Genomic DNA, 25,650 nt, shown 5'->3' on the forward strand with positions numbered 1-25,650 from the left:
AGTTACGTTCGTGGGTCGGGCGAAGCGCTACTTCTTCGCCGCTGCAGCGCCCGGCGCGGCAGACGGAGCCCCGGGCGCACCGGGCGCTGCTGCCGCTGCAACATCCGCCCTGCGGCGCGCGACGTCGACGTTCAGGCTGAATTCGTTAAGCCGCTGGGACAACACCGTCGCGGCCTTGATCTCGATCAGGGTGGCATTCTCGAGCCACGGCGACGATTCGAGGTTCCGCAGCAGCGTGGACACGCGCGCGTTCGACTGCGCATAACCGGCGATGTTGATCTTGGTCCCGGTCTGCTTGATGTTGCGCAGATACACCCCGTCGGGCAGCTGGCGGGCGATCTGGTCGAAAAGCTGGACCACTTCCTCGCGATTCGACTGCAGCGTTTCCACCACGCGCTTGCGGGCGAGCAGTTGCGCCGTCTGTTCGCGTGTGCGCCGGATATCCTCGATCTGCTTGTTGACGATCACGATCTGTTCGTCGAGGAATTTGTTGCGCGCGCTTTGCGCTTCGATCCGACTGGCCAGTACACCGTGCACAAGGAAGACCACCGCGGCGCCAAGCACGATCATCGCGACCGCGGCAATGATGAACGCGCGCTTCTGCGCAGCGCGTTTCATCTGGCGGTGGGGTAGCAGGTTTACGCGGATCATCTGGGCGGTCGGCGGCGGTTTCGGTTTCGGGGAGGGCGGAGACGGCAGTACGGCGATCGGGAAGGTCCGTTCGCCCGTGCCCGGGCGCGGGCCCGGACGTGGTGCGGGTCCTGCGTCAGGTGGGGTCGAAGCGGCGCAAGGCGAGGCCGCAGGCGATCATGAGGGAGGGCGAGTCGAGCTGCAGTTGCCGCGGACGGATCTTCGAAGAAACCACCATTCCGGCGAACGGGTTCGCAACGACGGTGGGTACCTGCGTCCGTCGGCTCACTGCCTGGTCCAGGTCCGGGATTGCCGCGCAGCCGCCAGCCAGCAGCAGCTTGTCGATGCTGCCGTACTTGCTGGAGGTGTAGAAGAACTGAAGGACCCGTGATACTTCGAGTGCGAGGTTGTCCATGAATGGCTGGAGTACCTCCGACTCGTAATTCTCGGGAAGGCCGCCGTTGCGCTTGGCCACCTCTGCCTCCTCGGCGGTCAGGCCGAAGTGGCGCTGGATCTCCTGCGTCAGTTGCTGACCGCCGAACGGTTGCTCGCGCAGGTACACCGACTCGCCGTTGCGCAGGATGTTCACGTTCATCACGCTGGTGCCGACGTCGACGATTGCAATCGTCTGGTCGTGGCCGCCTTCCGGCAGGCCCTGCGCGATCAGGTCGAACGCTGCCTGCGTGGCGTGGGACTCGATGTCCACGACGACGGCCTTTAGGCCTGCCGCCTCGGCGGCGGCGACGCGGTCTTCGATCTTTTCCTTGCGCGAGGCGGCGATCAGCACCTCGACATCATCCTTGCTGGTCGGCGAAGGGCCGAGCACCTGGAAATCGAGATTGACTTCGTCGAGCGCGAACGGGATGTACTGGTTGGCCTCCGTCTCGACCTGCAGTTCGAGTTCCTCCTCGCGCTGGCCAGCAGGCACGGCGATCTTCTTCGTGATGACCGCAGCGGTAGGCAGGGCGAGAGCGACATTGCGCACCCGGCTGTTGAGCTTCTTCCAGCCGCGCTTGAACGAATCGGATACCTGATCGAGATTCACGATGTTGCCGTCGACGACCGAATCCTTCGACAACGGCTCGATCACGTACCGTTCGAGACGGTACTGGCCGCGTCCGGACTCTTCCAGTTCGACGAACTTGACTGCGGACGAGCTGATGTCCACGCCGATCAGCGGCGGGGACGCGGGCCGGAGCAACCTGCTCAGCGCGTCGAATTTGAAGTCAAGTTTTCCTTTGAACATGGAAGGTTCAGGCCATGATTGCATAAACGAGTTTAAAGGCTAGCAACAACTACTTGGACTGTAAAGCGTTTTTTCAGTCGGTAATCGCTGCCTGGGCGCTACGCTGTCTCTTTTTCGTGTCTGATCCGGGCTACGACATCTGTCTATAATCGCTGATGCTCAAACGCTGGTTGCTGATCGCTGCCCTCGTTGCCGCCGGAGGGGTCGGCCTTGCCGTGCTCGTGGTGGTATTTGCGGCGGCGGTTGCCTTTCCCAATCTTCCCTCTCTTGAGGCGCTGACCGACTACCGGCCGAAGGTGCCGCTGCGCGTGTTCAGCGCGGATGGCAAGCTGATCGGTGAGTTCGGCGAAGAGCGCCGGGCGGTGGTGAAGATCGATGCCGTACCCGACCTGATGAAGAAGGCTATTCTCGCAGCCGAGGATGACCGTTTCTATGAGCATGGCGGGGTGGATTACCTCGGTGTCATTCGCGCAGCTGCCTCGAACTTTACCGGTGGCGGCGCGCGCCAGGGCGCGAGCACGATCACGATGCAGGTGGCCCGGAACTTCTTCCTGTCCCGGGAAAAGACGTTCACGCGGAAGTTTCACGAGGCACTGCTTGCCTTCAAGATCGAAGCGAGTCTGACCAAGGATCAGATTCTAGAGCTCTACATCAACCAGATATTCCTGGGCCAGCGCGCCTACGGATTTGCCACGGCCGCACAAGTGTATTTCGGCAAATCGCTCGACCAACTTGAGGTGGCCGAGATGGCGATGCTCGCCGGGCTGCCCAAGGCGCCGTCGCGCTTCAATCCGGTGGTCAACCCGCAGCGCGCGAGGCTGCGCCAGCAGTATGTACTCCGCCGGATGAACGCGCTCGGCTACATCGACGCGACCCAGTTCGCGCAGGCCGAGAAGTACGTGATGCCGGCGCGCCGCGAAGGCGCTGAAACAACGGTCAACGCAGACTATGTGGCCGAAATGGTCCGCCAGGTGATGTACGAACGGTTCCGGGACGAAGCGTATACGCGTGGTCTGCGCGTGTACACGACCGTTGTAAGCGAGCACCAACTGGCAGCCTATATGGCTGTACGTCGTGGTGTCGTCGCCTACGATCGGCGGCATGGCTTTCGCGGGCCGGAACGCTTCGTGGATCTGCCAGCGAACTACACCGACGAGCAGCTCGAAGACCTGCTGCAGGACGATCCGGACAGCGAAGGCCTGTTTCCGGCGGTCGTGCTGCAGATCGACGACAAGTCGGCGGTCGTCTACCGCCGCGGGCTGGGCCGGGTCACCGTTGCCGGCGAGGGCTTGCGCTTCGCGCAGCGTACGATCGGCGAGCAGGCGCCGCTCAAGCAGCGGCTGCGGCCGGGGGCGGTGGTTCGCCTGCAGCGCGACGAGAAGTCGAACTGGAGCATCACCCAGCTGCCGCAGGTCGAGGCGTCGCTGGTCGCGGTGGACCCGTCCGACGGCGCGATCCGGGCGCTGGTCGGTGGTTTCGACTTCAACCGGTCGCAGTTCAACCATGTCACCCAGGCGATCCGCCAGCCCGGGTCGAGCTTCAAGCCGTTCATCTACTCGGCCGCGCTCGAGCGCGGCTTCACGGCGGGGACGGTGGTCAACGATGCCCCGCTGACCTTCGGCGCACGGGAGACGGGGTCGGAGCCCTGGGAGCCCAAGAACTACGATGGCAAGTACGACGGTCCGATGCGGATTCGTACTGCACTCGCGCGGTCGAAGAACCTGGTGACCATCCGCGTGCTGCAAGCGATCGGTACACAGTATGCTCAGGACTACATCACCAAGTTCGGCTTCGACCCGAAGCTGCACCCACCCTACCTGACGATGGCGCTCGGCGCGGGCGGCGTGACGCCACTGCAGGTGGCTGCCGGCTACGCGGTGTTCGCCAACGGCGGTTACCGCGTTGCCCCGTTCCTGATCCGGCGCATCGAAGACGCCAAGGGGGCCGTGTTGTTCGAAGCAGCGCCGGCCGTCGCGAACGGGGGCGCGGAGCGGGTGATCGACGAGCGCAACGCGTTCGTGATGACCAGCCTGATGCAGGATGTCGTGCGTGCCGGGACCGCAACGCGTGCGATGTCCCTCGGTCGCAGCGACCTCGCGGGCAAGACTGGCACCACGAACGACTTCCTCGACGCATGGTTTGCCGGCTACCAGCCAGGGCTGGTCGCGGTCAGCTGGATCGGTTTCTCGACGCCGCGTACCCTCGGTAACGGTGAGACGGGTGGTACGGCGGCTCTGCCGATGTGGATCAGCTACATGGCCGTCGCACTCAAGGGCGTGCCCGAGCAGCCGCTGGTCCCGCCGGAGGGTATCGCCACCGCACGTATCGACCCTGCCACTGGCCTGCGCGATGCGGGCGGAGGCGGCATCAGCGAGTTCTTCTACCAGGAGAACCTTCCGCGCGAGGTCGAGGGTGCTGCACCGGGCGCCGATGCCCGGCCGCAGGACGAGGTGAAAGCGCAGATTTTCTGAGATCGGGCAGCGCGTGGCACGAGAGACCCATTCAAGGCAGCGCCAGTTGCGCGAGCAGATCGCGCAACTGGCTGCACGCCTGATCGCCGAGGACGGTATCGACGACTGGGGCCTCGCCAAGAAGAAGGCGGCCCGTACGCTGGGACTGACCGAGGCGCACTGCCTCCCGACCAACGCCGAGCTGGAAGCCGCGCTTCTGGAGTATCAGCGCATCTTCGACGAGGAAGGGCAACGGGAGGAGCTTCACTGGCTGCGTTCGCAGGCGCTCGACCTGATGGACCTGTTCGAGCGGTTCCAGCCGCATCTGGTGGGGCCGGTGCTGTCCGGGGCGATCGGCAAGTATCCGACCATCCACCTGCACCTGTTCACCGACGACGAGAAAGCGATTGAGTGGTTCCTGCTGAAGGAAGCGATACCGTACGATCCCTCCCAGCGTCGGGTATTCATTGGCGGAGCGGCATCCACCGTGCCGTGTTTCGAGCTGAACGTCGAGGGAACCGACGTGCACCTGGTGCAGTTCATCGGTGCCGACCGTCACCAGCCCGTCCGGCTGTCGGCAGAGGGCAGGCCGATGGCACGCGCCGGGCGGGCGAGCCTGGCGTCGAAACTGGACGACACCGCGGCACCGGAACCGTTTCGGATCGAGCGATGAGCCGCCGTCCCCTCAGGAGCTGGAGCCAGCATGAGCGCTGAAGACGCCGTCAATTCCGGCAACGGCGAGGGCCAGGACCAGGACCTCAGCCGGTTCCTCGTGCGCTCACCGACGCAGATCAGGCAGATCCTGTCGGCGATCCGCGATAACCGTGAGATCGTCACCGCCTACTTCAACCGCGGTCGCCAGTTCCTGTTGACCGCGATCGTCGATATCGACGTGCCCGGCGCGCGTATCGTCATCGACCGCGGTTCGGACGAAGCGACCAACGCCAGACTGCTGGAAAGCGACCGGATCGTGCTGGTGAGCGCGCTGGAGAAGGTCAAGGTGCAGTTCAGCGTGAAGCAGGTGCGCGATATTCAGTACGACGGTGCACCTGCCTTCTCGATTCCGCTGCCGGCGGAACTGCTCAAGTTGCAGCGGCGCGAGTTCTTCCGGGCGCGCAGCAGTGCGAGCGAGCCAGTCCACGTGCGCCTGCCGCTGCGCGACACCGAGACGCTGGAACTGCAGGGCCTCGATCTGAGTATCGGCGGCATTTCCGCCTATGTGCAGTTGCCTGCCGACCGGGTCGCGATCGGTACTCGCTTCCCCGGTGCCAGCGTGCGGATCGGCGCCGGCAGTTCCTTCTCGGTCGAGCTCGAACTGCGGAACGTGAACGACGTGCGCCTGCGCAATGGCACCGACGCGACGCGCGCCGGATTCATGTTCGTCGCCCTGCCGGAGTCCGCTCAGCAGCAGATACAGCGCTATCTGATGCGGATCGAGCGCGAACGGCGCAGCCGTGAGGCCGAGCTCGATCTCTGAGCCGGCTCAGTCCCCTTCCCGTATCCAGCGGGCCGCGTCGAGCGCGAAATAGGTCAGGATGGCATCTGCCCCGGCGCGCTTGAAGGACAGCAGCGCTTCCATGGCGACAGCCCTTTCGGTGAGCCACCCGTTCGCGCTTGCCGCCTTCAGCATCGCGTACTCGCCGCTGACCTGGTAGACGGCGGTGGGCACGCCGAACGTCTCCTTCACCCGGCGCACGATGTCGAGGTAGGGCATGCCCGGCTTCACCATCACCATATCGGCGCCTTCCGCGAGGTCCAGGGCGACCTCGCGCAGCGCCTCGTCGCTGTTCGCGGGATCCATCTGGTAGGTGTACTTCGAGCCGCCGCCGAGGGTGGCCGCCGAGCCGACCGCATCGCGGAACGGCCCGTAGAACGAAGACGCGTACTTGGCGGAGTAGGCGAGGATGCGCGCGTGGATGAGGCCGCCGTCGTCCAGTCGGCGGCGGATCGCGCCGATCCGCCCGTCCATCATGTCCGACGGTGCGACCACGTCGACGCCGGCGTGTGCGTGGACGTACGCCTGCTCTACCAGTACGGCGACCGTCTGCTCGTTGAGCACGTAGCCAGACTCGTCGATCAGGCCGTCCTGCCCGTGGCTGGTGTACGGGTCGAGCGCAACATCGGTCATAACGCCGAGTTGCGGAAAGCGCGCCTTCAGCGCGGCGACCGCGCGGGGCACCAGGCCGGCCGGGTTGAGCGCTTCGCGTCCGTCCGGCGTCTTGAGCGCGGTCTCGATCACCGGGAACAGGGCGATCATCGGGATGCCTGCCTCCACGCAGCGGCCTGCAACCGCCAGCAGCCCCTCGACGTTGATCCGCTCGACGCCGGGCATCGACGGGACCGGCTGTGCGGGCGCATGGCCGTCGTGCACGAAGACCGGATAGATGAGGTCGTCGGTGCTCAGCCAGTTCTCGCGCATGAGCCGGCGCGAGAACGCGTCGTGCCGCATCCGGCGCATGCGCGTCGTCGGGAAAGCCGGTGAGTTGGCGGGCGCGGGACGATTCGGGATGGACATATTGCGGACCTCGTTGCGGCGACGGGAGCGGAGCCGGGATTCTGCCCGCCGCGGCTTACAGCGGCAATGTGCAGCACGGCGGGAACTTCCAGCCGCGGCCACGGTCTCAATCCACGACGACGCTGTTCGTCTCCCGCACCCTCCCTGAGCGGGAGCCTTAACCCCCTTAAGGCATGTTTTCCCCGGCGCGAGCCCCCTCGCGCCGGGGCTTTTTTTGCTGGCGCTGCCGACTGCCCCTTCAGGCGCGGCGCGGTGGTCGCTTCGGTACAGGCCCCGACGCCGGCTTGCGGGTCGCTCGCAGTTCGCTGCTGCTCACGGGCGATTTCTCCTCGATACCGAGGAAGCCGGCGACCGCCGACGCGAGGGTGTCAAGTCCCAGCCGTTTCGGGCTCGATAGCGCCTGCACGCTTACCGGCAGCGGTGCCAGGGGCGCCAGCGCAGCGGTCACTTCGCGCACGACCTGAGCCTGCTGCTGCCGGGTCAGCTTGTCGGCTTTCGACAGCACGATATGCAGCGGCAGTCCGCGCGGAGCGATCCACTCGATCAGCCGGATGTCCAGCGGGGTCAGCGGGTGCCGGATGTCCATGATCACCACCAGTGCGGCCAGTTCCTGGCGCTCCTGCAGGTATCGTTCGAGCAGAATGCCCCAGTCGCGCTTGATGTCCTTCGCGACCTTTGCATAACCGTAGCCGGGCAGGTCGACGATCCGGTGTCCGGGGATGACCTCGAACAGGTTGATCAACTGGGTCCGCCCGGGCTGCTTGCTCACGAAGGCGAGCCGTCCGATGCCCGTCAGGGCATTGATGGTGCTCGATTTTCCGGCATTCGACCGGCCGACGAAAGCGACCTCGCGGCCACCGTCGGCGGGCAGTTTTTCGATTTCGGCAGCGCTTTCGCGGAACACCGTCTTGCTGAATACGGACATCGACAGGATCGCTTTCGCCGATCCGACTGGCGCCGGAAGGGTCGGTCAAGTTAAAATCGAAAGTTACAGGTAATTAACGCAAACCGGATTGATGAGTGTCCGGCAGGGAGTCACGAATGACAAGGAATCTTGCGATCGCCGCGCTGATGGCAGGCGCAGCGCTGGCATCGGTTTTTCCGGGCAGTACCGCCCAGGCTGCAGCAGCGGCGGCGGAGGCGCCAGCCGCACCCAGGGGTGATCCGGCGAAAGGCCAGACGATCGCTTCGGGCGTCTGCGCAGGTTGCCACGGTGCCGACGGCAACAGTGGCATGCCTGCCAACCCGACGCTGGCCGGCCAGCACGCCGGCTACACCGCCAAGCAGCTGGCAAACTTCAAGTCCGGAGAGCGCAAGAACGCGATCATGCAGGGCATGGTCGCTGCGCTGTCGCCGCAGGACATGCTCGACCTGGGCGCCTACTATGCGCGGCAGCCGGTCAAGCCGCGCCCGGCGAACGACAAGGAACTGGCGCTGATCGGGCAGAAGCTGTATCGCGCGGGTAACGCCGCCGTCGGATTGCCGGCCTGTTCCGGGTGCCACTCGCCCAACGGTGCAGGCATTCCGGCGCAGTATCCGCGGCTGGCTGGCCAGCATGCCGAATACACCGTTGCGCAGTTGCGGGCATTCCGTGCGGGCGAACGCGGCAACGACATGAACAAGGTCATGCGCACGATCGCCAGCCGGCTGTCCGACCGCGAGATGCAGGCGCTGGCCGAGTACGTGTCCGGGCTTACCGGCGTGCGCTGATCGTCCCCGAGGCGTCTGCCTGCAACGGGCCTCCCTCGGGAGGCCCGTCTGTTTTCTGCCAGCGTCAGTGCTTCGCCATCGCCGCTAGCGCTTCGCGCGCAGCGGCACCCGTGGCAGCGATATCTTCGGCGCTGTGGGTGATCGACACGAAACCTGCTTCGTAGGCAGAAGGCGCCAGGTAGACCCCGTGCCCCAGCATCTGGTGGAAGAAGGTGTTGAAGCGCGCGCTGTCGCACTGCATCACCTCGGCGAAGTTCGTCGGCGGCTCGCTGCGGAAGTAGAGGCCGAACATGCCGCCTACCGACTGCGCCGACAGCGGGATTCCGCTTCCCTCCGCGGCGCCGACGAACGCTTCGCAGACCGCCCGGGTGGTCGCCGCCAGACGGTCGTGGAAGCCCGGCTCCAGCACCTGTTGCAGCGTAGCGAGCCCGGCGGCTACCGCGACCGGGTTGCCGGACAGCGTGCCCGCCTGGTAGACCGGTCCGGTCGGTGCGACGAAGGCCATCACGTCGGGCCGCCCCCCGAACGCCCCCAGCGGCATGCCGCCGCCGATCACCTTCCCGAACGTGCTGAGGTCAGGCGTGATCCCGTAGAGACCCTGCGCACTGCCCGGGGCCACGCGGAAGCCGGTCATCACCTCGTCGAAGATCAGCACCGAGCCGTGGCGGGTGCAGACCTCACGCAGTGCCTGCAGGAACCCGGGCTTTGGCAGCACCATGTTCATGTTGCCGGCGATCGGCTCGACGATGACGGCGGCGATCGTGTCACCGATCTCGCGGAACGTGCGCTGTACCTCGTCGATGTCGTTGTACTGAAGAACCAGCGTGTGCTGCGCCAGTTCCGGCGGCACGCCGGCCGAACTCGGCTGGCCCAGCGTCAGTGCGCCCGAGCCAGCCTTGACCAGCAGGCTGTCACCGTGGCCGTGGTAACAGCCTTCGAACTTCACGATGCGGCTGCGCCCGGTGAAGCCGCGGGCGACCCGGATCGCGCTCATCGTCGCCTCGGTGCCCGAGGACACCAGACGCACCGATTCGATCGAAGGGACCGCCTGGACAAGCGCCTCGGCCAGCTTCAGCTCGCCGGCCGTCGGTGCGCCGAACGACAATCCGTTGCGCGCCGCGCGCTCGACGGCGGCCAGCACGACCGGATCGGCATGGCCGAGGATCGCCGGGCCCCATGATCCGATGTAGTCGATGTAGCGGTTGCCGTCGACATCCCAGGCGTGGGCACCCAGCGCCCGCTCGAAGAACACCGGCGTGCCGCCGACGGAGCGGAACGCGCGCACTGGCGAGTTCACGCCGCCCGGGATCAGTTTCTGGGAACGCTCGAACAGCGCGTCGCTGTTGGGTCGCATCATTGGGCTCCGTTCAGGGATGGCAGGTTCCGGACGGCGCCGCTGCCAGCCGCGTCCGGTGTTCGTTCTCGATCAGTTCGTTGAAATCGCGCACGGCGGTGCCGATGTCGGGTGCCGCGTAGAGGGCGCTGATTACCGCTACTGCATCGGCGCCGGCGCGCAGCACTCCGGCGGCATTGCCGAGGTCGATGCCGCCGATCGCGACGATCGGTATCCGCAGCCGTGCGCGCGCCTGACTCAGCAGTTCGTGCGATGCACGGACCGCCGCCGGCTTCACGCGCGACGGGAACATCGCCCCGAAGGCGACGTAGTCTGCGCCCTCGTTTTCCGCTTGTACGGCACGCTCCAGCGAGTCGTAGCAACTGACGCCGACCAGTGCACGGCCGACGCGCGCCCGGGCCTCGGCGACCGTGCCATCGTCGCGCCCCAGATGCACTCCGTCCGCCCCGACCTCGGCCGCCAGCACGGGATCGTCGTTGACGATCAGCCGAGCGCCGGCAGCCCGGCAGGCGGCGGCTATCGCGCGCGCTGCCTCGGCCCGGGCCCGGACCCCACCATCGCCTGCCGACTTGGCCCGGTATTGCAGCAGGCGTACGCCGGCAGACAGCGATCGCTCGACCTGGTCGAGCAGTTCCGTTGCCGATGGATCGTCAGGGGTGACGGCATAGAGGCCTGGGAGGTGCAAGGGCATCGGTGCCCGCCTGTCGGTCGTCTGTTGCAGGATGGTGGTGGCCGCAGCCTCGTTCAGTGGGCCGTGGCCCGTGCCGGTGGCAGGCCACCGCCGGCATTGTCCGCAACTGCCCCGGTACCGGCGGCGTCCGTCGCATCGACTCGGGTTGCACCCTCCGTGTCCCCCGCAGTGTCGTCGGCTGTCGCGTCTTCGTCGGTCTCGCGGGCCCAGAACAGGCGATCGGGGACGAACTGACCCATGCCGGGACGGAACCCGGCCTTCAGCGTCTGCCACGTGTACTCCTGGGCGTCACGCGCGGCTTCCTCGACCGGCAGGCCATTCGCAAGCGTGGCTGCCAGTGCCGAAGCCAGCGTGCAGCCCGATCCGTGGTAGCTGCCGGGCAGCCGTTGCCATGCGTCGGTCCGGATCTCGCCCTGCTCGCCGTAGAGGCGGTTGACGACCTGCACGGTGTTCTCGTGGGTGCCGGTGATGAGTACGTATTCGCATCCGGCGGCGAGCAGGCGCTTCGCGCAGCGCGCGAGATCGAGGTCTTCATCTTCCCGGTCGTCGGCGGCGAGGCGGCGCGCTTCGTAGCTGTTCGGGGTGATGATCGTGCACTGTGGCAGCAGCAGTTCACGGATCGCCGCGATCATCTCTTCGTTGGCGAAGGGGTCGCCGCGGCCCGAGGCAAGGACCGGGTCGAGGATCAGCGGGATATTCGGATAGTCGGCGACGACTTCCGCGATCGCCGCGATGGTCTCGATGCTTCCCAGCACCCCCAGCTTGAATGCGCTGACCGGCATGTCTTCGAGCACGCAGCGCGCCTGGTCGGCCACCCAGTCGGCGTCTATCGCCAGCATGTCCTCGACGCCACGCGTGTCCTGCACCGTCAGTGCCGTGATCACCGGCAGCGGATGGCAGCCCATGCTCGACAGGGTCAGCAGGTCGGCCTGGATGCCGGCGCCACCGCTGGGATCATTGGCGGCGAACACGAGCACGATCGGGGGCGTTTCGGGCACTGCGTCGGACATTGGTGAACGGGCCTTCGGGTACACTCAGGATGCGAACTTGTATTGTAGACGTTCGCTACCTTCCGTTCCGTTTCCGTCGCGCCCGACCGTCGTGCGGCCCTCGTCTGGCGGGGTGTCCGGTCTGGTGCCAGCCGTTCAACCTTCTTCCTCGAGGTCAGTACACACATGTCCGCAGAATCCGAAGTCGGAACCCCGTTCAAGCAGTGGATGTGCCTCGTGTGTGGCTGGATCTACGACGAGGAAGCGGGATCGCCCGAAGAAGGCATCGCCGCTGGCACCCGCTGGGCCGACGTCCCGCCGAACTGGACCTGTCCCGAGTGCGGCGCCCGCAAGGAAGACTTCGAGATGGTGGAGATCTGAGATGCGACTGCTGCACACGATGATCCGTGTCGGCGACCTCGATCGTTCGATCGCGTTCTATACCGACGTGCTCGGCATGAAGCTGCTGCGGCGGAAGGATTATCCCGAAGGCCGCTTCACCAATGTGTTCGTCGGCTATGGCGACGAACGCGAACACGCAGTCCTCGAGCTGACCCACAACTGGGATACCGCGCAGTACGATCTCGGTACCGGCTACGGCCATGTCGCGGTTTCGGTCGACGACGCGGCACAGGCCTGCGACCGCGTACGTGCGCGTGGTGGCAAGGTCACCCGCGAGGCCGGGCCGATGAAGCATGGCACGACGGTCATCGCGTTCGTCGAGGATCCCGACGGCTACAAGATCGAGTTCATCCAGCACGGCTCGATCGGCTGAGCATCCCGCGCGCATCCGCACGACGGTGGCCCGCGGTCAGGCCGACGGTGCGCCGGTCCCTGCGGCATTTGCCAGGCGGACGAAGTCGGCGACCCGCAGATCCTCTGCGCGTGCCTTCGGATCGATGCCGAGTTCCTCCAGTCTCTCGGCATCGAACCAGCCACGCAGCGTGTTGCGCAGCATCTTCCGGCGCTGACCGAAGGCTGCCTGCACCACCCGCGACAGCACGCCGATGTCGCGCGCGCCAAGCGTGGCTGTCGCGCGAGGGACCAGCCGAACCACGCTGGAGTCCACCTTCGGCGCCGGGCGGAAGGCCTGCGGGCCGACTTCCAGTACCGGTTCGGCCTCGAACCGGTACTGCATCATCACCGACAGGCGTCCGTAGTCGCCGGCCTGGGGCGTCGCCACGATACGTTCCACGACCTCACGCTGCAGCATCACGTGCACGTCGAGCAGCCTCGCCGCCACGTCGAACAGCCTGAACAGGATCGGGCTCGATATGTTGTAGGGCAGGTTGCCGACCACACGCAGCCGTTCGGGCAGTGTCGTGAAGTCGAAGCCAAGCACGTCGGCTTCGTGTACCTCGATCTGCGCGCCCGGCAGCCGTTCGTGCAGGCTGCGCGCGAGGTCGCGGTCCAGTTCGATCACGTGCAGCGGATGGCCGGGCCCGGCCGCGTTGATGCGCGCGGCGAGCAGACCAGTGAGTGCGCCCATGCCGGGGCCGATCTCGACCAGCGCATCGCCCGGCCGCGGATCGATCGCATGCACGATCGCTTCGATCACATGCCGGTCGACCAGGAAGTTCTGGCCGAAACGGCGCCGCGCGCGGTGCTGTTCCAGGGTCAGGTGCTCCTCCGGTGCCGTGCGAGATCGATGGCCAGCGCCACTGCCTCGCGCAGGCTGCCGTCCAGGGCGCGGCCGGTGCCGGCGAGGTCGAGTGCCGTACCGTGATCGACGGACGTGCGGATGATCGGCAGGCCCAGCGTGACGTTCACGCCGGCGCCGAAGCTCGCGTACTTGAGCACTGGCAGGCCCTGATCGTGGAACATCGCAAGGACTGCATCGCATCCCTGCAGGCGGTCGGGATTGAACAGGGTGTCTGCGGGCAGCGGGCCTTGTGCGTCGGTGCCTGCCGCCCGCAGCGCATCGATCACCGGCGTGATCACGTCGATTTCCTCGCGGCCCAGGTGTCCACCCTCGCCGGCATGCGGGTTCAGGCCCGACACCAGGATGCGCGGCCGCGCGATGCCGAAGTCGCGCCGGAGTGCCGCGTGCAGGATCTGCAGCGTGCGCGTCAGCGACGCGATGGTGATCGCCCCTGGCACGGCGGACAGCGGCAGGTGGGTGGTCGCCAGCGCGACGCGAAGGCCACCACCGACCAGCATCATCACCACCTGGGGTGTGCCGGTGAGCTCGGCCAGCATTTCGGTATGCCCGGTGAACGGCAATCCTGCGTCATTGATCACCCCCTTGTGCACCGGCGCGGTGACCAGCGCATCGAAATGGCCCGACTGGCAGCCCCGCACTGCGGCGGTGATCGTCTCCAGCACATAGTGTGCATTGGCGGCCTCGAGCCGCCCCGCTTCGACCGGCACGGCGGCGTGGACGACCGCCACGTCGAGCGTTCCGGCCGGCGTGGAATCGGTCGCCTCGCCCGCCCGCCACTCCCGCACCGCCACCGGTCGGCCGAGTGCCCGGCCGCGCGCCTTCAGGACTTCCGGGTCGCCGAAGACCACGAGGCGGGCGCCGGGCGGCGGCGCGAATGCAAGCGCTACGCACAGGTCGGGGCCGATGCCCGCCGGCTCGCCGGAGGTCAGTGCGATCGTTGGCGGTGCCCCGCCCGGACCCGCTGGGGATGCGGCCATCCGGTCGGTCAGCGCTCTTCGAGGCGCAGGTTGACGAATGCGCGATCGCGTATCTGGCGCACCCATTCCTGGTAGGTCTCGTCGGCCTTGCGCGCGCGCAAGGCCTGCCGGGCTCCCAGTCGCTGTCGCTCGTTGGACAGGTCTTCGCTGCGCCGCTCGAGCACCTGGATGAGGTGAACGCCGAAATCGCTCCGTACGGGATCGCTCACCTCGTTCACCTTCAGTTGGTCCATGGCGCGCTCGAAGGCGGGCACGGTGTCCCCGGGGGAGATCCAGCCGAGTTCGCCGCCTCGGGCGGCACTGCCATCGTCCGAATGCAGGCGGGCCAGTTCGCCGAACGGCGCACCGTTTTCGATGCGCTCCTTGAGCCCGCGCAGGCGCTGGTTCGCGTCGGCCTCCGGGACGAGCTCGTTCACCCGGATCAGGATATGGCGCGCGCGCGTCTGCTGGACGAGCACGCTGTTGCCGCCGACCCTGCGATCGACGATGCGAATGATATGGAACCCGGCCGGGCTGCGCAGCACCGGGCTCACTTCGCCGACCTTCAGGCTTCGTGCCGCATCCGCGAACAGGGTCGGCCAGCGATCGGTCGGCCGCGCGCCCATCACGCCGCCCTTCAGTGCATCGGGTGCGTCCGAGAACGCGGCAGCGACCTGTCCGAAGTCGGTGCCCGCCTTGACCTGGCCGAGCGCTTGCTCGGCGCGAGCCCGGCGTTCGGCCAGTTGCTCCGGCGACGCGCCTTCCGGCACGCGCACCAGGATGTGTGCCAGGTTCAGTTCGTCGTTGCTGCCCTGGGCTGCGCTGTTCTTCAGGAAGTTGTCGATCTCCGATTCCGTGACGACGACGCGCGAGTCGACCTCGCGCTCGCGCAGCCGGCTGATCAGCACTTCGTCGCGCAGGTCTTCCCTGAAGCGCGTGAATGCCATGCCGTCGCGCTCGATCGCCTCGCGGAACTGCGGCAGTGTCATCTTGTTCTCGGCTGCGATGCGGGAGAGGATCTTCTCGAGCTGTCCGTCGTCGATCCGGATGCCGGTTTCCCTCGCCAGCTGCAGCTGCACTCGATCGGAGATCATGCGCTCGAGTACCTGCCGCTCGAGTATCTCGGCGGGAGGGAGCGCCGTGCCCTGGCGCGACAACTGCGCGACGGCCAGCTTCGTGCGCAGCGTGAGGTCGAACTGGGTGATTACCTCGTCGTTCACCACCGCGACGATGCGGTCGACGGTCAGCACGCGCGCGGGCATGGGCCCCTGGGCAGGGGCGGCGCCCGGTGCGGCCAGCAGCACGGCGGCCAGCAGCAGGGCGGAGAGGAGTGTCGGCAGGCGGCGTGACATGGGGGTGGCAGCTGTGGTGCGCGCGCGTCAGCGCAACGGGTAGGGGACGGTCGTGACCGGCTGGGTCCGGTTCAGTTCGGAATCGACGTAACCGGGAATGCTGCGCCTGAGCAGCTCGAAAGGATTGGAGCCTACCCGCGACAACCCCCCGAGCTCGACCTGGAAGAGGAAGGCGGTATTCGCCTGCTGGGTGGCGACGGCGATGCGGTTTGCGACGAACCGGAAGCTCCAGCAATCATCATCATACTGGAAGCCCGCCAGCCCTTCCAGAATGGTGCCATCGCGGAACGAGTAGTTGTAGCGCGCCAGCGTCGACCAGCCGCGGCCGAGCCGCCACTGCGTGGACAGATCGATCTGCTCCAGCTGGGTACGCGAGTACCGGTAGGACGCGTTGAACACCATGCCGGGTTCCGGGATGAAACGCACGCCGAGCACCGAGCGCTCGACGGTAGACAGCGTCGAGCTGTACTGCAGGCCGGCGTCCAGTGTCCAGCCGCGCCACAGCTGCCCGGTGACCGAACCGATCAGGTCGGACTTCGAGCGACCGCGCTCGGGCGCTCCGGGTAACGTCACCTGCAGGCTGTCGAGGTAGAAGCGCTGCGCGACGCCGAGCCGGAGCCGTTCCGAGCCGGTGTCCGGGTCGATGACGCGCGAGATCAGCCCGGCCGTCACCTGGTTCGCATCGGCGATGCGGTCGCTGCCGGAGTAGAGATTTTCCTGGAACAGCGTGACGAAGTTGGGGTCCGGCAACGCGCTGTCGAACACCGGCAGGCGGGACTGGTCGCGGAACGGAATGTACGAATAGAACAGCCGTGGCTCCAGGGTTTGCGTGATGTTGCGCCCGAACATGGACGAGTCGCGCTCGAAGACCACGCCGCTGTCGAGGCTGAAGACCGGCAGCGTCCGGGTAGCGTCGCCGAGGGTGGTCGTCTGCGGATCCATCGCGTAGCGCGTGTGGTGCAGCGCGGCCTTCGGCTTGATGAACCCGAACGTGCTGAGGAAAGGCAGCGTGATGCTCGGGTTGACGACCAGCCGCTGGCCGTTGGGCAGTGTCGGGTGGCTGAAACTCACGTACTCGCTGTTCAGCCCGAGGTCGCTGCCGAACACATCGAGCCGGTTGCCGACGTAGGAAATCTGCGGCAACCGCGCGTAGGGAGGCGTGATCGGTGCCAGCGGATCCTGCAGCGTCTGGAAGCGCTGGGCGCGGAAGAAGAGGGTGCCGAAAGCATCGTTGCGGCTGAGTATCGCGTCGCGGTTCAGGTTGGTCAGCGAAGTCAGCGCGATGCGCGTGGCCATGTCGCGGAAGTACAGGTCATCCGAAACCTTCTGCATGTTGACCAGGCCGGTCCAGCTGCCGCCGAGAGGGTCTGCCCCGACCCGCTGTGTGTGCCGAAAGGCCAGCAGGTACCGGTTGTCCTGCATGATCCGGTCGTTGGGCAGGAATTCAGCCCGCGCCTCCCCGGCGTAAGCGGTACCGAGGTAGCGGAATTCGTTGCCCACCTGCATGCCGCGCTTGGCCATCAGTCGTGGCGTGACCGTGTAGTCCATGTCGGGCGCGATGGCCCAGTAGTAGGGCGTCCCCAGTTCCGCACCGTTGCGGCCCGACAGCGCGAAGGTCGGCGCGAGGAAGCCCGACTTGCGCTCGCTGGCCAGCGGGAACGACAGCGCCGGCGCATAGAAGATCGGGACGCCCTGGAATACCAGCGAGGCATTGCGCGCGATGCCCACGTTACGGGCCTGGTCGATCAGCAGTTCGTCGGCGCGGATGTACCAGTCTTCGCTTTCCGGTCCGCAGGTCGTGTATCGGCCACGCTCTGCCCGGAATCGATCCTCCCCTTCGAAGAACATGCGCTCGGCCGTACCGCGTCCGCCCAGTTCGGGCAGCCTGTACACGGGGTTGTCCATGAACCCGCTCAAGCGGTCGATGTTGAGGAACAGAAAGGGGCCGAGCACTTCGTTCCGGCGTTGCACGAGTACCACGTTGCCCTGCGCGGTCAGGTCGCCGCTGGCGGCGTTGTGCCGCAGGAAGTCGGCGAACACGGCCTGCCCGCGCCTGCGCAGGATCGCGTCGCCTTCAGCCTCGATTTCGTCGCGTCCACGCCCGCGGATCACGTCGGCATCGACGAACAGCGGGACCGGATCCTTGTTTTCGATCGGGATACGGACAAGATCGGACTCGATGCGCAGGTCCACTCCAGGCGACTGACCCGACGACTGGGCGAAGCCCGAGGCGGAACCGGTGGCGAGGAGTGCCGCACAGATGAGCCGCGGCGGAAACCGGCGCATGCGCAGTCAGTGAAAGGAGGGAAGGGGTACTCTGGATGTCGATCTACCTTCGCATAATTCGGAGGTGCAGGCAATCCGGCTTCCGGCACGCGGGCGAGGCTGCGCCGCCGGCAGTCGGCCGGCGGCTGCGCGATAATCGAGCCGTGCACGAACCCGGACTGAAGCCTGCGGCGGTACCCCCCGAGACCCTCCCCGACGAGCGGCAGCTTGCAGCCGCGCGCTGGGCGGGCGACGCGCTCGGGCTCGGTGCCCCGGTGTCACTGGCGACCGCGTCCGCGGATGCCAGCTTCCGGCGCTACTTCCGACTCGCCGACCCGCGCGACGGGCGCAGTCTGATCGTGATGGACGCCCCCCCGGCGCACGAAGATTGTCGCCCCTTCGTCCACGTCGCCGCGATGCTTGCCGAGGCCCGCGTCAATGCGCCCGCAGTGCTCGCACAGAACCTCGATCAGGGTTTTCTGCTGCTGACAGACCTTGGCCGGGTGACCTACCTCGACGTGCTCGTACAGCGTGATGCCGGACGGGTCGATGCGCTCCATGCCGATGCAATCGCGGCCCTGGTCGCGATGCAGCGTATCGACGTACGCGGCCGGCTGCCCGCATACGACCGGGCGCTGCTCGGTCGGGAACTCGACCTGTTCCCGGAGTGGTATCTGGGTCGCCATCTCGGTCAGTCGCCGGATGCTGCCGCCTCCGCTACGCTCGCGACCGTTGGCGCCCGCTTGCTCGATCGGGCGCTTGCCCAGCCCCGTGTGTTCGTGCATCGCGACTACCACTCGCGAAACCTGATGTGCAGCGAACCCAATCCCGGCATCCTCGACTTCCAGGACGCGGTCGAGGGACCGATCACCTACGACCTGGCCTCGTTGTTCAAGGATGCCTACATCGACTGGGACGAGGCGCTGCTGCTCGACTGGCTGGCGCGCTACTGGGACCAGGCCCGGCGCAGCGGGCTGCCGGTAAACGCCGATTTCGGCGAGTTCCATCGCGACTTCGAATGGATGGGCGTGCAGCGCCACCTGAAGGTGCTCGGCATCTTCGCGCGCCTGGCGTGGCGCGACGGCAAGCGCGGCTACCTCGATTCGATGCCCAGGGTACGCCGCTACCTGCGCAGCACCTGCGCGCGCTACCGTGACCTGGCCCCACTCGCGCGCTGGCTGGACGAGACCGGTCCGGCGCACGAACCGCCCTGATGATCGCGATGATCCTCGCCGCCGGCCGCGGCGAGCGCATGCGGCCGCTCACCGACAATCTCCCCAAGCCGCTGCTGGAGGCTGGGGGGCGGCCGCTGATCGTGCATCTGATCGACGGGCTGGTGGCGGCGGGCTGCCGCCGGCTGGTCATCAACACGGCCCATCTCGGAGGGATGCTGGAGGCGGCGCTCGGCGATGGCGGCGGACTGGGCGCGCAGATCCGCTGGTCCCACGAGGGCACGGCGCTCGAGACGGCTGGTGGCATCGCGCTGGCCCGGCCGCTGCTGGGCGAGCAGCCGTTCCTGGTGGTCAACGGCGACGTCTGGACCGACCTTGCATTCGGCCCGTTCATCGAGCGCGCAGGCGCGGCCCTTGCCGATCCGGCCTGCGACGCACACCTGCTGCTGGTCGACAACCCGGTGCATCATCCCGCGGGAGACTTCCGGCTGCTGCACGGCCGCGTCATCGACGATACCGCGCCGGGCGCCGCCACCGCGCCGAAGCATACCTTCGCCGGCATCGGCGTCTATCGGCCGCGGCTGTTCGATGGGGTGGTGCCGGGTGCGCGCGCCGCGCTGGCGCCCCTGCTTTTCGACTCGAGGGCGCGCGGAGCGCTGTCGGCCGAGCACTTCGGTGGCGGCTGGATGGACATCGGTACGCCCGAGCGGCTGGGCGACCTCGACCGACGGTTACGGGCCGGTCAGCAGGCTGCGCCCTCCCTATAATGGAAGCTCCTCTCGCTCTGACACCCTCCATGCCGCCGTTCGAACCGATCCCCCTGCCCGAACTCGCGCGTGCGGCGCGTGAGCGCCGTACCCGCCTCGCCGGGTGCTTCGGCGAGGGCGTTGCCGTGCTCTCGACTGCGCCCGAGCGCGCGCGCAACCGCGATACGCACTATCCGTATCGCTTCGACAGCTACTTCTACTACCTCACTGCCTTCCCGGAACCGGACGCGGTGGTCGTTATCGTGGGTGGAGCATCGCCGAGGCACATCCTGTTCTGCCGTGCCCGCGACCCGGAGCGCGAACTGTGGGACGGCTTGCGCCACGGGCCGGAGGCTGCCTGCGAGCGGTTTGGTTTCGACGAGGCACATCCGGTGTCGGAACTCGATGCGCGGATGCCCGGGCTGATCGCGGACCAGCCGGCGCTCTACTGCGCGATCGGCGAGGACGCGGCCTGGAGCGCGCGCGTCTCGGGCTGGTTGAACGAGGTGCGGGCGATGGCCCGCACGGGTGTCGCCGCCCCGGCCACCCTCGGCGAGGTGCGGGTGCTGGTCGACCGGATGCGCGTCGTGAAGGATGCGCAGGAGTTGTCGATCATGCGTCGCGCCGCAGCGATCTCGTGCGACGCCCATCGGCGGGCGATGCGCGCTGCGCGCCCTGGCCGCTTCGAATTCGAGGTGGAAGCGGAACTGCTGCATGCCTTCCGCACCGCTGGGGCGCAGGCACCTGCGTACACGTCGATCGTGGCTGGCGGCGCGAATGCCTGCGTGCTGCATTATGTCGAGAACGCTTCGAAGCTGGCCACCGGTGACCTGTTGCTGATCGATGCCGGTTGCGAACTCGACGGCTATGCGTCCGACATCACGCGCACCTTCCCGGTCGACGGGCGCTTCACCGGCGCGCAGCGCGCGCTCTACGAATGCGTCCTCGAGGCGCAGCGCCTGGCGATCGACGCAGTGCGCCCGGGCGCGAGCTGGCAGGCGCCGCACGACGCGGCCGTGTCGGCGCTGTGTGACGGATTCGTCGACCTCGGGCTGTGTGAAGGGCCGGTCGAGCGCGTGCTGGAATCGGGCGACTACAAGCGGTTCTACATGCACCGGACCGGCCACTGGCTCGGGCTCGACGTGCACGACGCAGGCGACTACAAGCGCGACGGCCAGTGGGTACTGCTCGAGCCGGGGCAGGTGACCACGGTCGAGCCCGGCTGCTACGTGCGCCCGGGAGACAAGATTCCAGAGGCCTTCTGGAACATCGGCATCCGCATCGAGGATGACGTCGTGGTTACCGCCACGGGCAACGAGGTGATCACCGCCGACGCGCCCAAGCGCATCGACGACATCGAGGCATGGATGCGCGAGCGGCCGTGACCGGCGGTACGCGCCTGCCGGGTGGGACATGGCCGCCGGCTCTTCAGCCGTCTGCCGCAATGCCCGGGGCCACGCCAGCGCTGCCGCCGCCGGTGGCGATCGTCGGCGCCGGGCCGGTTGGTGCGGTCGCCGCGCTGGCGCTGGCCGCGCGCGGCGTGCGTGCGCAAGTGTTCGACGCCCGTGAACCGGCCGCCGGCAAGCCCGACCGGCGGGCGATGGCGTTGTCGTGGGGCACCCGGCTTGCCCTCGAACGGCTGGGCGTATGGGCGCGCATCGCGCGTCCCGATCCGATCACGCGCGTGAGCGTCAGCGAGCGGGGCGCCTTCGGCAGCATCGAATTCACGTGCGAAGACCTCGACACGCCGGCGCTGGGTTTCGTCGTCGACTACGGCGACCTCGCGCTCGCCTGCAGCCATGCGCTTCAGGCCGCCGGGATTCCCATCAAGTGGAAGACACCAGTGGCCTCGGTCGATCCCGTCGCGGAGGCGGTCGAACTCGTGCTCGCGCCCGAGGGCGAGGCCGGTTACCGCGTCGGTGCACGCTGCGTGGTGCTGGCCGATGGTGCCGAAGGCGTCGATGGCGGTGCCGCACCGTCCCGCATCGCGCGGGCGTATCGACAGGTCGCTCTGGTCGGCGACGTCGGCTGCGAGCGCTTTACGCCCGGACGTGCGTTCGAGCGGTTCGCCGGAAGCGGGCCGCTGGCGCTGCTGCCCCGGTCCGGGCACTTCTCCTGCGTCTGGATCGTCGAGCCCGAGGTTGCACAGGACCTGCTCGATGCGGGTCCGGCCGCGCTGGCGCGGGCACTCGAGCAGGCGGCCGGCCCCGGGTTTGGCGCGATGCGCTGGCTGACGGCGCCGGTACGCGTGCCGCTGGCGCTGCGGCGCGCCGGTCGCGCGGCCGATCCGCGCGTGGTGCCCATCGGCAATGCCTCGCAGATGCTGCACCCGGTGGCCGGGCAGGGCTTCAACCTTGGCGTGCGCGATGCACTCGGGCTCGCCTCCGCGTGGCCCCTCGGCGATCCGCCAGTGACCGCGCAAGGCGATGCCCTGGCGCGCTCGCTCGCTGCCTTCGCCCGTTCGCGCCGGGTCGACCGCGGCTTGACCGTCGCCGCGACCGATGCGATCGCGCGCTTGACCGCAATCGACAATCCCGTCGCCGCGGCCTTGCGCGGCTTTGGTCTCGCCGCCATCGATGTACTGCCCGCGGTGCGCCGGCGCGCACTCGACACGCTGGTCTTCGGCGCGTCCTGACGGCGCGCCGTGGCTGCGCCGCCACCCGCTACCACAGGCGGGCATGCGGCGGGATGCCGGGCCGCCGTGACGCGTGCGGCTTTGCATCGAAGCGCGCAGTCATTACAATCCCCTCCCCCGAGGTTCGTCGACGGTGCGCTGGCCGGCATTTGATCGCCTCCAGCGCAGTTTCCGGTCACGTTGGCGATTCCCGCTTCCGAACGCTCCATCCAGCCTGTGACGCCATGCGCATCGGTCCCCACGACATATCGCCTTCACTCGTCGTCGCGCCGATGGCCGGGGTCACCGATCGTCCGTTCCGGAGCGTTTGCCGCCGCCTGGGAGCGGGGCTCGCGGTGTCCGAGATGGTGTCGGCCGATCCCCGCCTGCGCGAGACGGCGAAATCGCGGCGCCGCAGTGACCATTCCGGTGAAACCGGGCCGATCGTCGCGCAGATCGCCGGCGCCGATCCGCAATGGCTGGCCGATGCGGCACGCTGCAACGTCGACCTCGGCGCGCAACTGATCGACATCAACATGGGCTGCCCTGCGAAGAAGGTGTGCAATGTCGCGGCGGGCTCCGCGCTGCTGCGCGACGAGCCGCTCGTGGCCCGCATCCTCGAAGCCGTGGTGGCTGCGGTACCGGTACCCGTGACCCTGAAGATTCGCACTGGATGGGATCGTGCTTCGCGCAACGCCGTTCCGGTGGCCCGCATCGCCGAGCAGTCCGGTATCCAGGCGCTGACGGTGCACGGGCGCACGCGTGCCGATGCATTCGAGGGCGAGGCCGAGTACGCGACCATCGCAGAAGTGAAAGCCGCTGTAGGCATCCCGGTGATCGCCAACGGCGACATCGTCGATCCCGAGGGTGCCCGCGCGGTGCTCGATGCAACAGGCGCCGATGGGCTGATGATCGGCCGTGGCGCGTTCGGCCGGCCATGGTTGTTCCGCGAGATCGCGCATTTCCTCGCGACCGGGCGGCACCTTCCGCCACCGGATGCGCGCGAGTGGAGCACGATCGTGCTGGCGCACCTCGACGACATCCACGCCTTTCACGGCGAGCAGGCGGGTGTGCGCTTCGCCCGCAAGCATGTCGGCTGGTATGTCCATGGCATGCCGGGGGGCGAAGTGCTGCGCGACCAGGTCAACCAGGCATCGACCATCGCCGTCCAGCGCGCGGCAGTGCAGGCATGGTGCGCGCTGTTGCAGGCGCGAGAACAGTGCGGTTCATGGCAGGCGGCACCCGCGTCCAGGCCGGTCTACAACAACCACCGCAGGTCCGTCGGGCGCGATCGCGTCCGCCAGGAGGAAATCCATCGATGAAGGAAGAAAGCGAACTCAGCCGTACCGTCCGGCGCGCGATCGACAGCTACTTCCGTGATCTCGACGGGCAGAAGCCGCATGCCATCTACGAGATGGTGATCCATTGCGTAGAGCGGCCGATGATCGAATCGGTGCTGCAACTCGCCGACGGCAACCAGAGTCGTGCCGCCGAGATCCTCGGGCTGAACCGGAACACGCTGCGCAAGAAGATGAAGGAACACGGGCTCGACGGGGCCCGGCCGTAACGTGGCTGGCTCCGACTATCCGCGGCGCGCGCTGCTCAGCGTCTCCGACAAGACCGGGCTGGAAGCGTTCGCCGCCCGGCTTGCCAGCCTCGGTTACGAACTCGTGTCCACTGGCGGAACCGCCGCGGCGCTGCGGGCGTCCGGCCTGGCGGTGACCGAAGTGGCGGAGCTCACCGGCTTTCCCGAGATGCTCGACGGGCGCGTGAAGACGCTGCATCCGAAGGTGCACGGCGCAATCCTCGCGCGCCTCGACCTGCCGGCGCATCGTGACGCGATCGACGGCGCGGGCATCTCGCCCATCTCGCTGGTCGTGGTCAACCTGTATCCGTTCCGCGAAGTGTCTGCGCGGCCCGGCGTCACGCTCGACGAGGCGGTCGAGAACATCGACATCGGCGGGCCGGCGATGGTGCGTGCGGCGGCCAAGAACTACCCGCATGTCGGTATCGTCACCGATCCCGGCGACTATTCCTGCGTGCTCGACGAACTGGCCGCCTCCGGCGTGCTGTCCGATGCCACGCGCTTCGAACTCGCCCGCAAGGCCTTCTCGCATACCGCTGCCTACGATGGCGCGATCAGCAACTACCTGGGCAGGGTGGCGGCCGGGGGCGATGGGGATGCATGGCCCGCCCAGATCAATTTCTCGTTCAGCCGCGTCTCGCGGCTGCGCTACGGCGAGAACCCGCACCAGGCGGCAGCGTTCTACCGTGATCTCGGCAGCGCGGCGTCGGTGACTGCCGGCACCATCGCGGGCGCCGTCCAGCGCCAGGGCAAGGAGCTTTCCTACAACAACATCGCCGATGCCGATGCCGCCTGGGAATGCGTGCGCGGCTTCGAGGCAGACGCCGGCGCGGTGGCCTGCGTGATCGTCAAGCATGCCAACCCCTGCGGCGTGGCGGTGGGTGCGGATACGGCCGAGGCCTACCGCCGCGCATTCGCGACCGACCCGACCTCCGCATTCGGCGGCATCATCGCGTTCAACCGGGCGCTGGATGAAGCGGGGGCGCGGGCGGTGTCCGGCCAGTTCGCCGAGGTGGTCATCGCGCCCGAGGTGCTGCCGGCCGCGCTCGCAGTGCTGGCAGCCAAGCCCTCGCTGCGCGTGCTCGAGACCGGCTACGGCACGGTGCGCAACACCGTGCACCTGCAGCGCGTCGGCGGTGGCGTGCTGGTACAGGGAACCGACCTGCCCTGCCACGATGCCGCGCAGCTGAAGGTGGTCACCCGGCGCGCGCCGACGCCCGCCGAACTGACAGACCTGCTGTTCGCCTGGAAGGTGGCGAAGTTCGTGAAGTCGAACGCGATCGTGTTCGCCGGTGGCGCGCAGACGCTCGGTGTCGGTGCCGGCCAGATGAGCCGTATCGACAGCGTGCGTATCGCCCGGCACAAGGCCGGCGAGGCGGGGCTCGATCTGACAGGCTCCTGCGTCGCGTCCGATGCGTTCTTCCCGTTCCGGGACGGCCTCGATGCGCTGGTCGCGGCGGGCGCGCGAGCGGTGATCCAGCCCGGCGGCAGCGTGCGCGACGCCGAGGTGATCGCTGCGGCCGACGATCAGGGCGTCGCGATGCTGTTCACCGGTATCCGCCACTTCCGGCACTGATCCGCGGCCCGGTCGCCCGCAATCACGGGTAGGACGCGTGTCTGCGCGTGGCGAATCGGTTACGATCCTGCGCGTGATGAACGATCGCCGCTGTCTTCCCCGCCCCGCACGTGCGCCGTGCCGGGTCTATCCCTCC

General features: G+C 67.6%; 24 protein-coding genes. 13 read left to right on the plus strand and 11 right to left on the minus strand.

The genetic code is table 11. The features are described 5' to 3' along the window. Window positions 1-27: 27 nt before the first annotated feature. Together ING98_05195 and ING98_05200 are read right to left on the minus strand one after the other, a co-directional pair. Complete coding sequence (locus ING98_05195; protein MCA3101249.1) at window positions 28-651, minus strand: PilN domain-containing protein; 624 nt, start codon at window positions 649-651, stop codon at window positions 28-30. A 115-nt stretch (window positions 652-766) separates the two neighbouring features. After that, entirely contained in the window at window positions 767-1,876 is a 1,110-nt protein-coding gene (locus tag ING98_05200) for a pilus assembly protein PilM (protein MCA3101250.1), read from the minus strand. Between the two features lie 155 nt (window positions 1,877-2,031). Here ING98_05200 and ING98_05205 point away from each other — a divergent pair, with 155 nt between their 5' ends. From ING98_05205 to ING98_05215, 3 genes are read left to right on the plus strand one after another with little or no spacing between them, the layout of a single operon-like run. Further along, window positions 2,032-4,347, plus strand: coding sequence for a penicillin-binding protein 1A (locus ING98_05205; GenBank protein MCA3101251.1), 2,316 nt, complete (start codon window positions 2,032-2,034; stop codon window positions 4,345-4,347). A gap of 46 nt (window positions 4,348-4,393) precedes the next feature. Next, on the plus strand, window positions 4,394-4,999 hold the full coding sequence (locus ING98_05210) for a hypothetical protein (GenBank protein ID MCA3101252.1): 606 nt from the start codon (window positions 4,394-4,396) through the stop codon (window positions 4,997-4,999). 30 nt (window positions 5,000-5,029) lie between these two features. Further along, on the plus strand, window positions 5,030-5,803 hold the full coding sequence (locus ING98_05215; protein MCA3101253.1) for a flagellar brake protein: 774 nt from the start codon (window positions 5,030-5,032) through the stop codon (window positions 5,801-5,803). Between the two features lie 6 nt (window positions 5,804-5,809). Here ING98_05215 and hemB read toward each other — a convergent pair whose 3' ends face one another. Next, the gene (gene hemB / locus ING98_05220; GenBank protein ID MCA3101254.1) at window positions 5,810-6,841 is read right to left on the minus strand and encodes a porphobilinogen synthase; all 1,032 of its coding nucleotides are present in this window, start codon (window positions 6,839-6,841) and stop codon (window positions 5,810-5,812) included. A gap of 238 nt (window positions 6,842-7,079) precedes the next feature. Next, on the minus strand, window positions 7,080-7,766 hold the full coding sequence (locus tag ING98_05225; protein MCA3101255.1) for a YihA family ribosome biogenesis GTP-binding protein: 687 nt from the start codon (window positions 7,764-7,766) through the stop codon (window positions 7,080-7,082). A 146-nt stretch (window positions 7,767-7,912) separates the two neighbouring features. On the opposite strand from ING98_05225, the gene ING98_05230 reads away from it, so the two are divergent. Continuing rightward, on the plus strand, window positions 7,913-8,551 hold the full coding sequence (locus tag ING98_05230) for a cytochrome c4 (GenBank protein ID MCA3101256.1): 639 nt from the start codon (window positions 7,913-7,915) through the stop codon (window positions 8,549-8,551). 64 nt (window positions 8,552-8,615) lie between these two features. Here ING98_05230 and hemL read toward each other — a convergent pair whose 3' ends face one another. From hemL to ING98_05245, 3 genes are read right to left on the minus strand one after another with little or no spacing between them, the layout of a single operon-like run. Next, entirely contained in the window at window positions 8,616-9,905 is a 1,290-nt protein-coding gene (gene hemL / locus ING98_05235) for a glutamate-1-semialdehyde 2,1-aminomutase (protein MCA3101257.1), read from the minus strand. A 13-nt stretch (window positions 9,906-9,918) separates the two neighbouring features. After that, window positions 9,919-10,596 (minus strand): thiamine phosphate synthase, encoded by a 678-nt coding sequence (locus tag ING98_05240; protein ID MCA3101258.1) that lies wholly within the window; start codon window positions 10,594-10,596, stop codon window positions 9,919-9,921. Window positions 10,597-10,649: 53 nt separating this feature from the next. Next, window positions 10,650-11,606 carry a hydroxymethylpyrimidine/phosphomethylpyrimidine kinase gene (locus tag ING98_05245; GenBank protein MCA3101259.1) on the minus strand — a complete coding sequence of 319 codons (957 nt, stop codon included), beginning with the start codon at window positions 11,604-11,606 and terminating at the stop codon, window positions 10,650-10,652. 165 nt (window positions 11,607-11,771) lie between these two features. Between ING98_05245 and ING98_05250 the strand changes: the two genes are divergently transcribed. Then, window positions 11,772-11,966, plus strand: a complete 195-nt coding sequence (locus ING98_05250) for a rubredoxin (protein ID MCA3101260.1) — start codon at window positions 11,772-11,774, stop codon at window positions 11,964-11,966. A 1-nt stretch (window position 11,967) separates the two neighbouring features. Further along, window positions 11,968-12,360 carry a lactoylglutathione lyase gene (gloA, locus tag ING98_05255; protein ID MCA3101261.1) on the plus strand — a complete coding sequence of 131 codons (393 nt, stop codon included), beginning with the start codon at window positions 11,968-11,970 and terminating at the stop codon, window positions 12,358-12,360. Between the two features lie 36 nt (window positions 12,361-12,396). Here gloA and rsmA read toward each other — a convergent pair whose 3' ends face one another. The 4 genes from rsmA to ING98_05275 are packed head-to-tail and all read right to left on the minus strand — an operon-like array spanning window position 12,397 to window position 17,842. Continuing rightward, window positions 12,397-13,200 (minus strand): 16S rRNA (adenine(1518)-N(6)/adenine(1519)-N(6))-dimethyltransferase RsmA, encoded by an 804-nt coding sequence (rsmA, locus tag ING98_05260; protein ID MCA3101262.1) that lies wholly within the window; start codon window positions 13,198-13,200, stop codon window positions 12,397-12,399. Window positions 13,201-13,202: 2 nt separating this feature from the next. Then, window positions 13,203-14,225 (minus strand): 4-hydroxythreonine-4-phosphate dehydrogenase PdxA, encoded by a 1,023-nt coding sequence (gene pdxA / locus ING98_05265; GenBank protein MCA3101263.1) that lies wholly within the window; start codon window positions 14,223-14,225, stop codon window positions 13,203-13,205. A gap of 8 nt (window positions 14,226-14,233) precedes the next feature. After that, window positions 14,234-15,556 (minus strand): peptidylprolyl isomerase, encoded by a 1,323-nt coding sequence (locus ING98_05270; protein ID MCA3101264.1) that lies wholly within the window; start codon window positions 15,554-15,556, stop codon window positions 14,234-14,236. A 27-nt stretch (window positions 15,557-15,583) separates the two neighbouring features. Continuing rightward, a complete protein-coding gene (locus ING98_05275; protein MCA3101265.1) occupies window positions 15,584-17,842 on the minus strand; it encodes an LPS-assembly protein LptD in 2,259 nt (752 codons plus the stop codon). 35 nt (window positions 17,843-17,877) lie between these two features. Here ING98_05275 and ING98_05280 point away from each other — a divergent pair, with 35 nt between their 5' ends. From ING98_05280 to purH, 7 genes are all read left to right on the plus strand, one after another. Continuing rightward, window positions 17,878-19,035 (plus strand): phosphotransferase, encoded by a 1,158-nt coding sequence (locus tag ING98_05280; protein ID MCA3101266.1) that lies wholly within the window; start codon window positions 17,878-17,880, stop codon window positions 19,033-19,035. Next, complete coding sequence (locus ING98_05285) at window positions 19,035-19,760, plus strand: nucleotidyltransferase family protein (protein MCA3101267.1); 726 nt, start codon at window positions 19,035-19,037, stop codon at window positions 19,758-19,760. The genes ING98_05280 and ING98_05285 overlap by 1 nt, the downstream gene beginning before the upstream one ends. Before the next feature lie 29 nt (window positions 19,761-19,789). Further along, window positions 19,790-21,124 carry an aminopeptidase P N-terminal domain-containing protein gene (locus tag ING98_05290; protein ID MCA3101268.1) on the plus strand — a complete coding sequence of 445 codons (1,335 nt, stop codon included), beginning with the start codon at window positions 19,790-19,792 and terminating at the stop codon, window positions 21,122-21,124. After that, entirely contained in the window at window positions 21,103-22,374 is a 1,272-nt protein-coding gene (locus ING98_05295; protein MCA3101269.1) for an FAD-dependent monooxygenase, read from the plus strand. The genes ING98_05290 and ING98_05295 overlap by 22 nt, the downstream gene beginning before the upstream one ends. A gap of 224 nt (window positions 22,375-22,598) precedes the next feature. Beyond that, window positions 22,599-23,675: a tRNA dihydrouridine synthase DusB gene (dusB, locus tag ING98_05300; GenBank protein ID MCA3101270.1), complete on the plus strand. Its 1,077-nt coding sequence runs from the start codon at window positions 22,599-22,601 to the stop codon at window positions 23,673-23,675. Beyond that, window positions 23,672-23,920, plus strand: coding sequence for a Fis family transcriptional regulator (locus ING98_05305; GenBank protein MCA3101271.1), 249 nt, complete (start codon window positions 23,672-23,674; stop codon window positions 23,918-23,920). The genes dusB and ING98_05305 overlap by 4 nt, the downstream gene beginning before the upstream one ends. A gap of 1 nt (window position 23,921) precedes the next feature. Beyond that, entirely contained in the window at window positions 23,922-25,514 is a 1,593-nt protein-coding gene (purH, locus tag ING98_05310) for a bifunctional phosphoribosylaminoimidazolecarboxamide formyltransferase/IMP cyclohydrolase (protein ID MCA3101272.1), read from the plus strand. The last annotated feature ends 136 nt before the right edge of the window (window positions 25,515-25,650 follow it).

Source organism: Rhodocyclaceae bacterium (assembly GCA_020248265.1).
GTDB lineage: Bacteria > Pseudomonadota > Gammaproteobacteria > Burkholderiales > CAIKXV01 > CAIKXV01.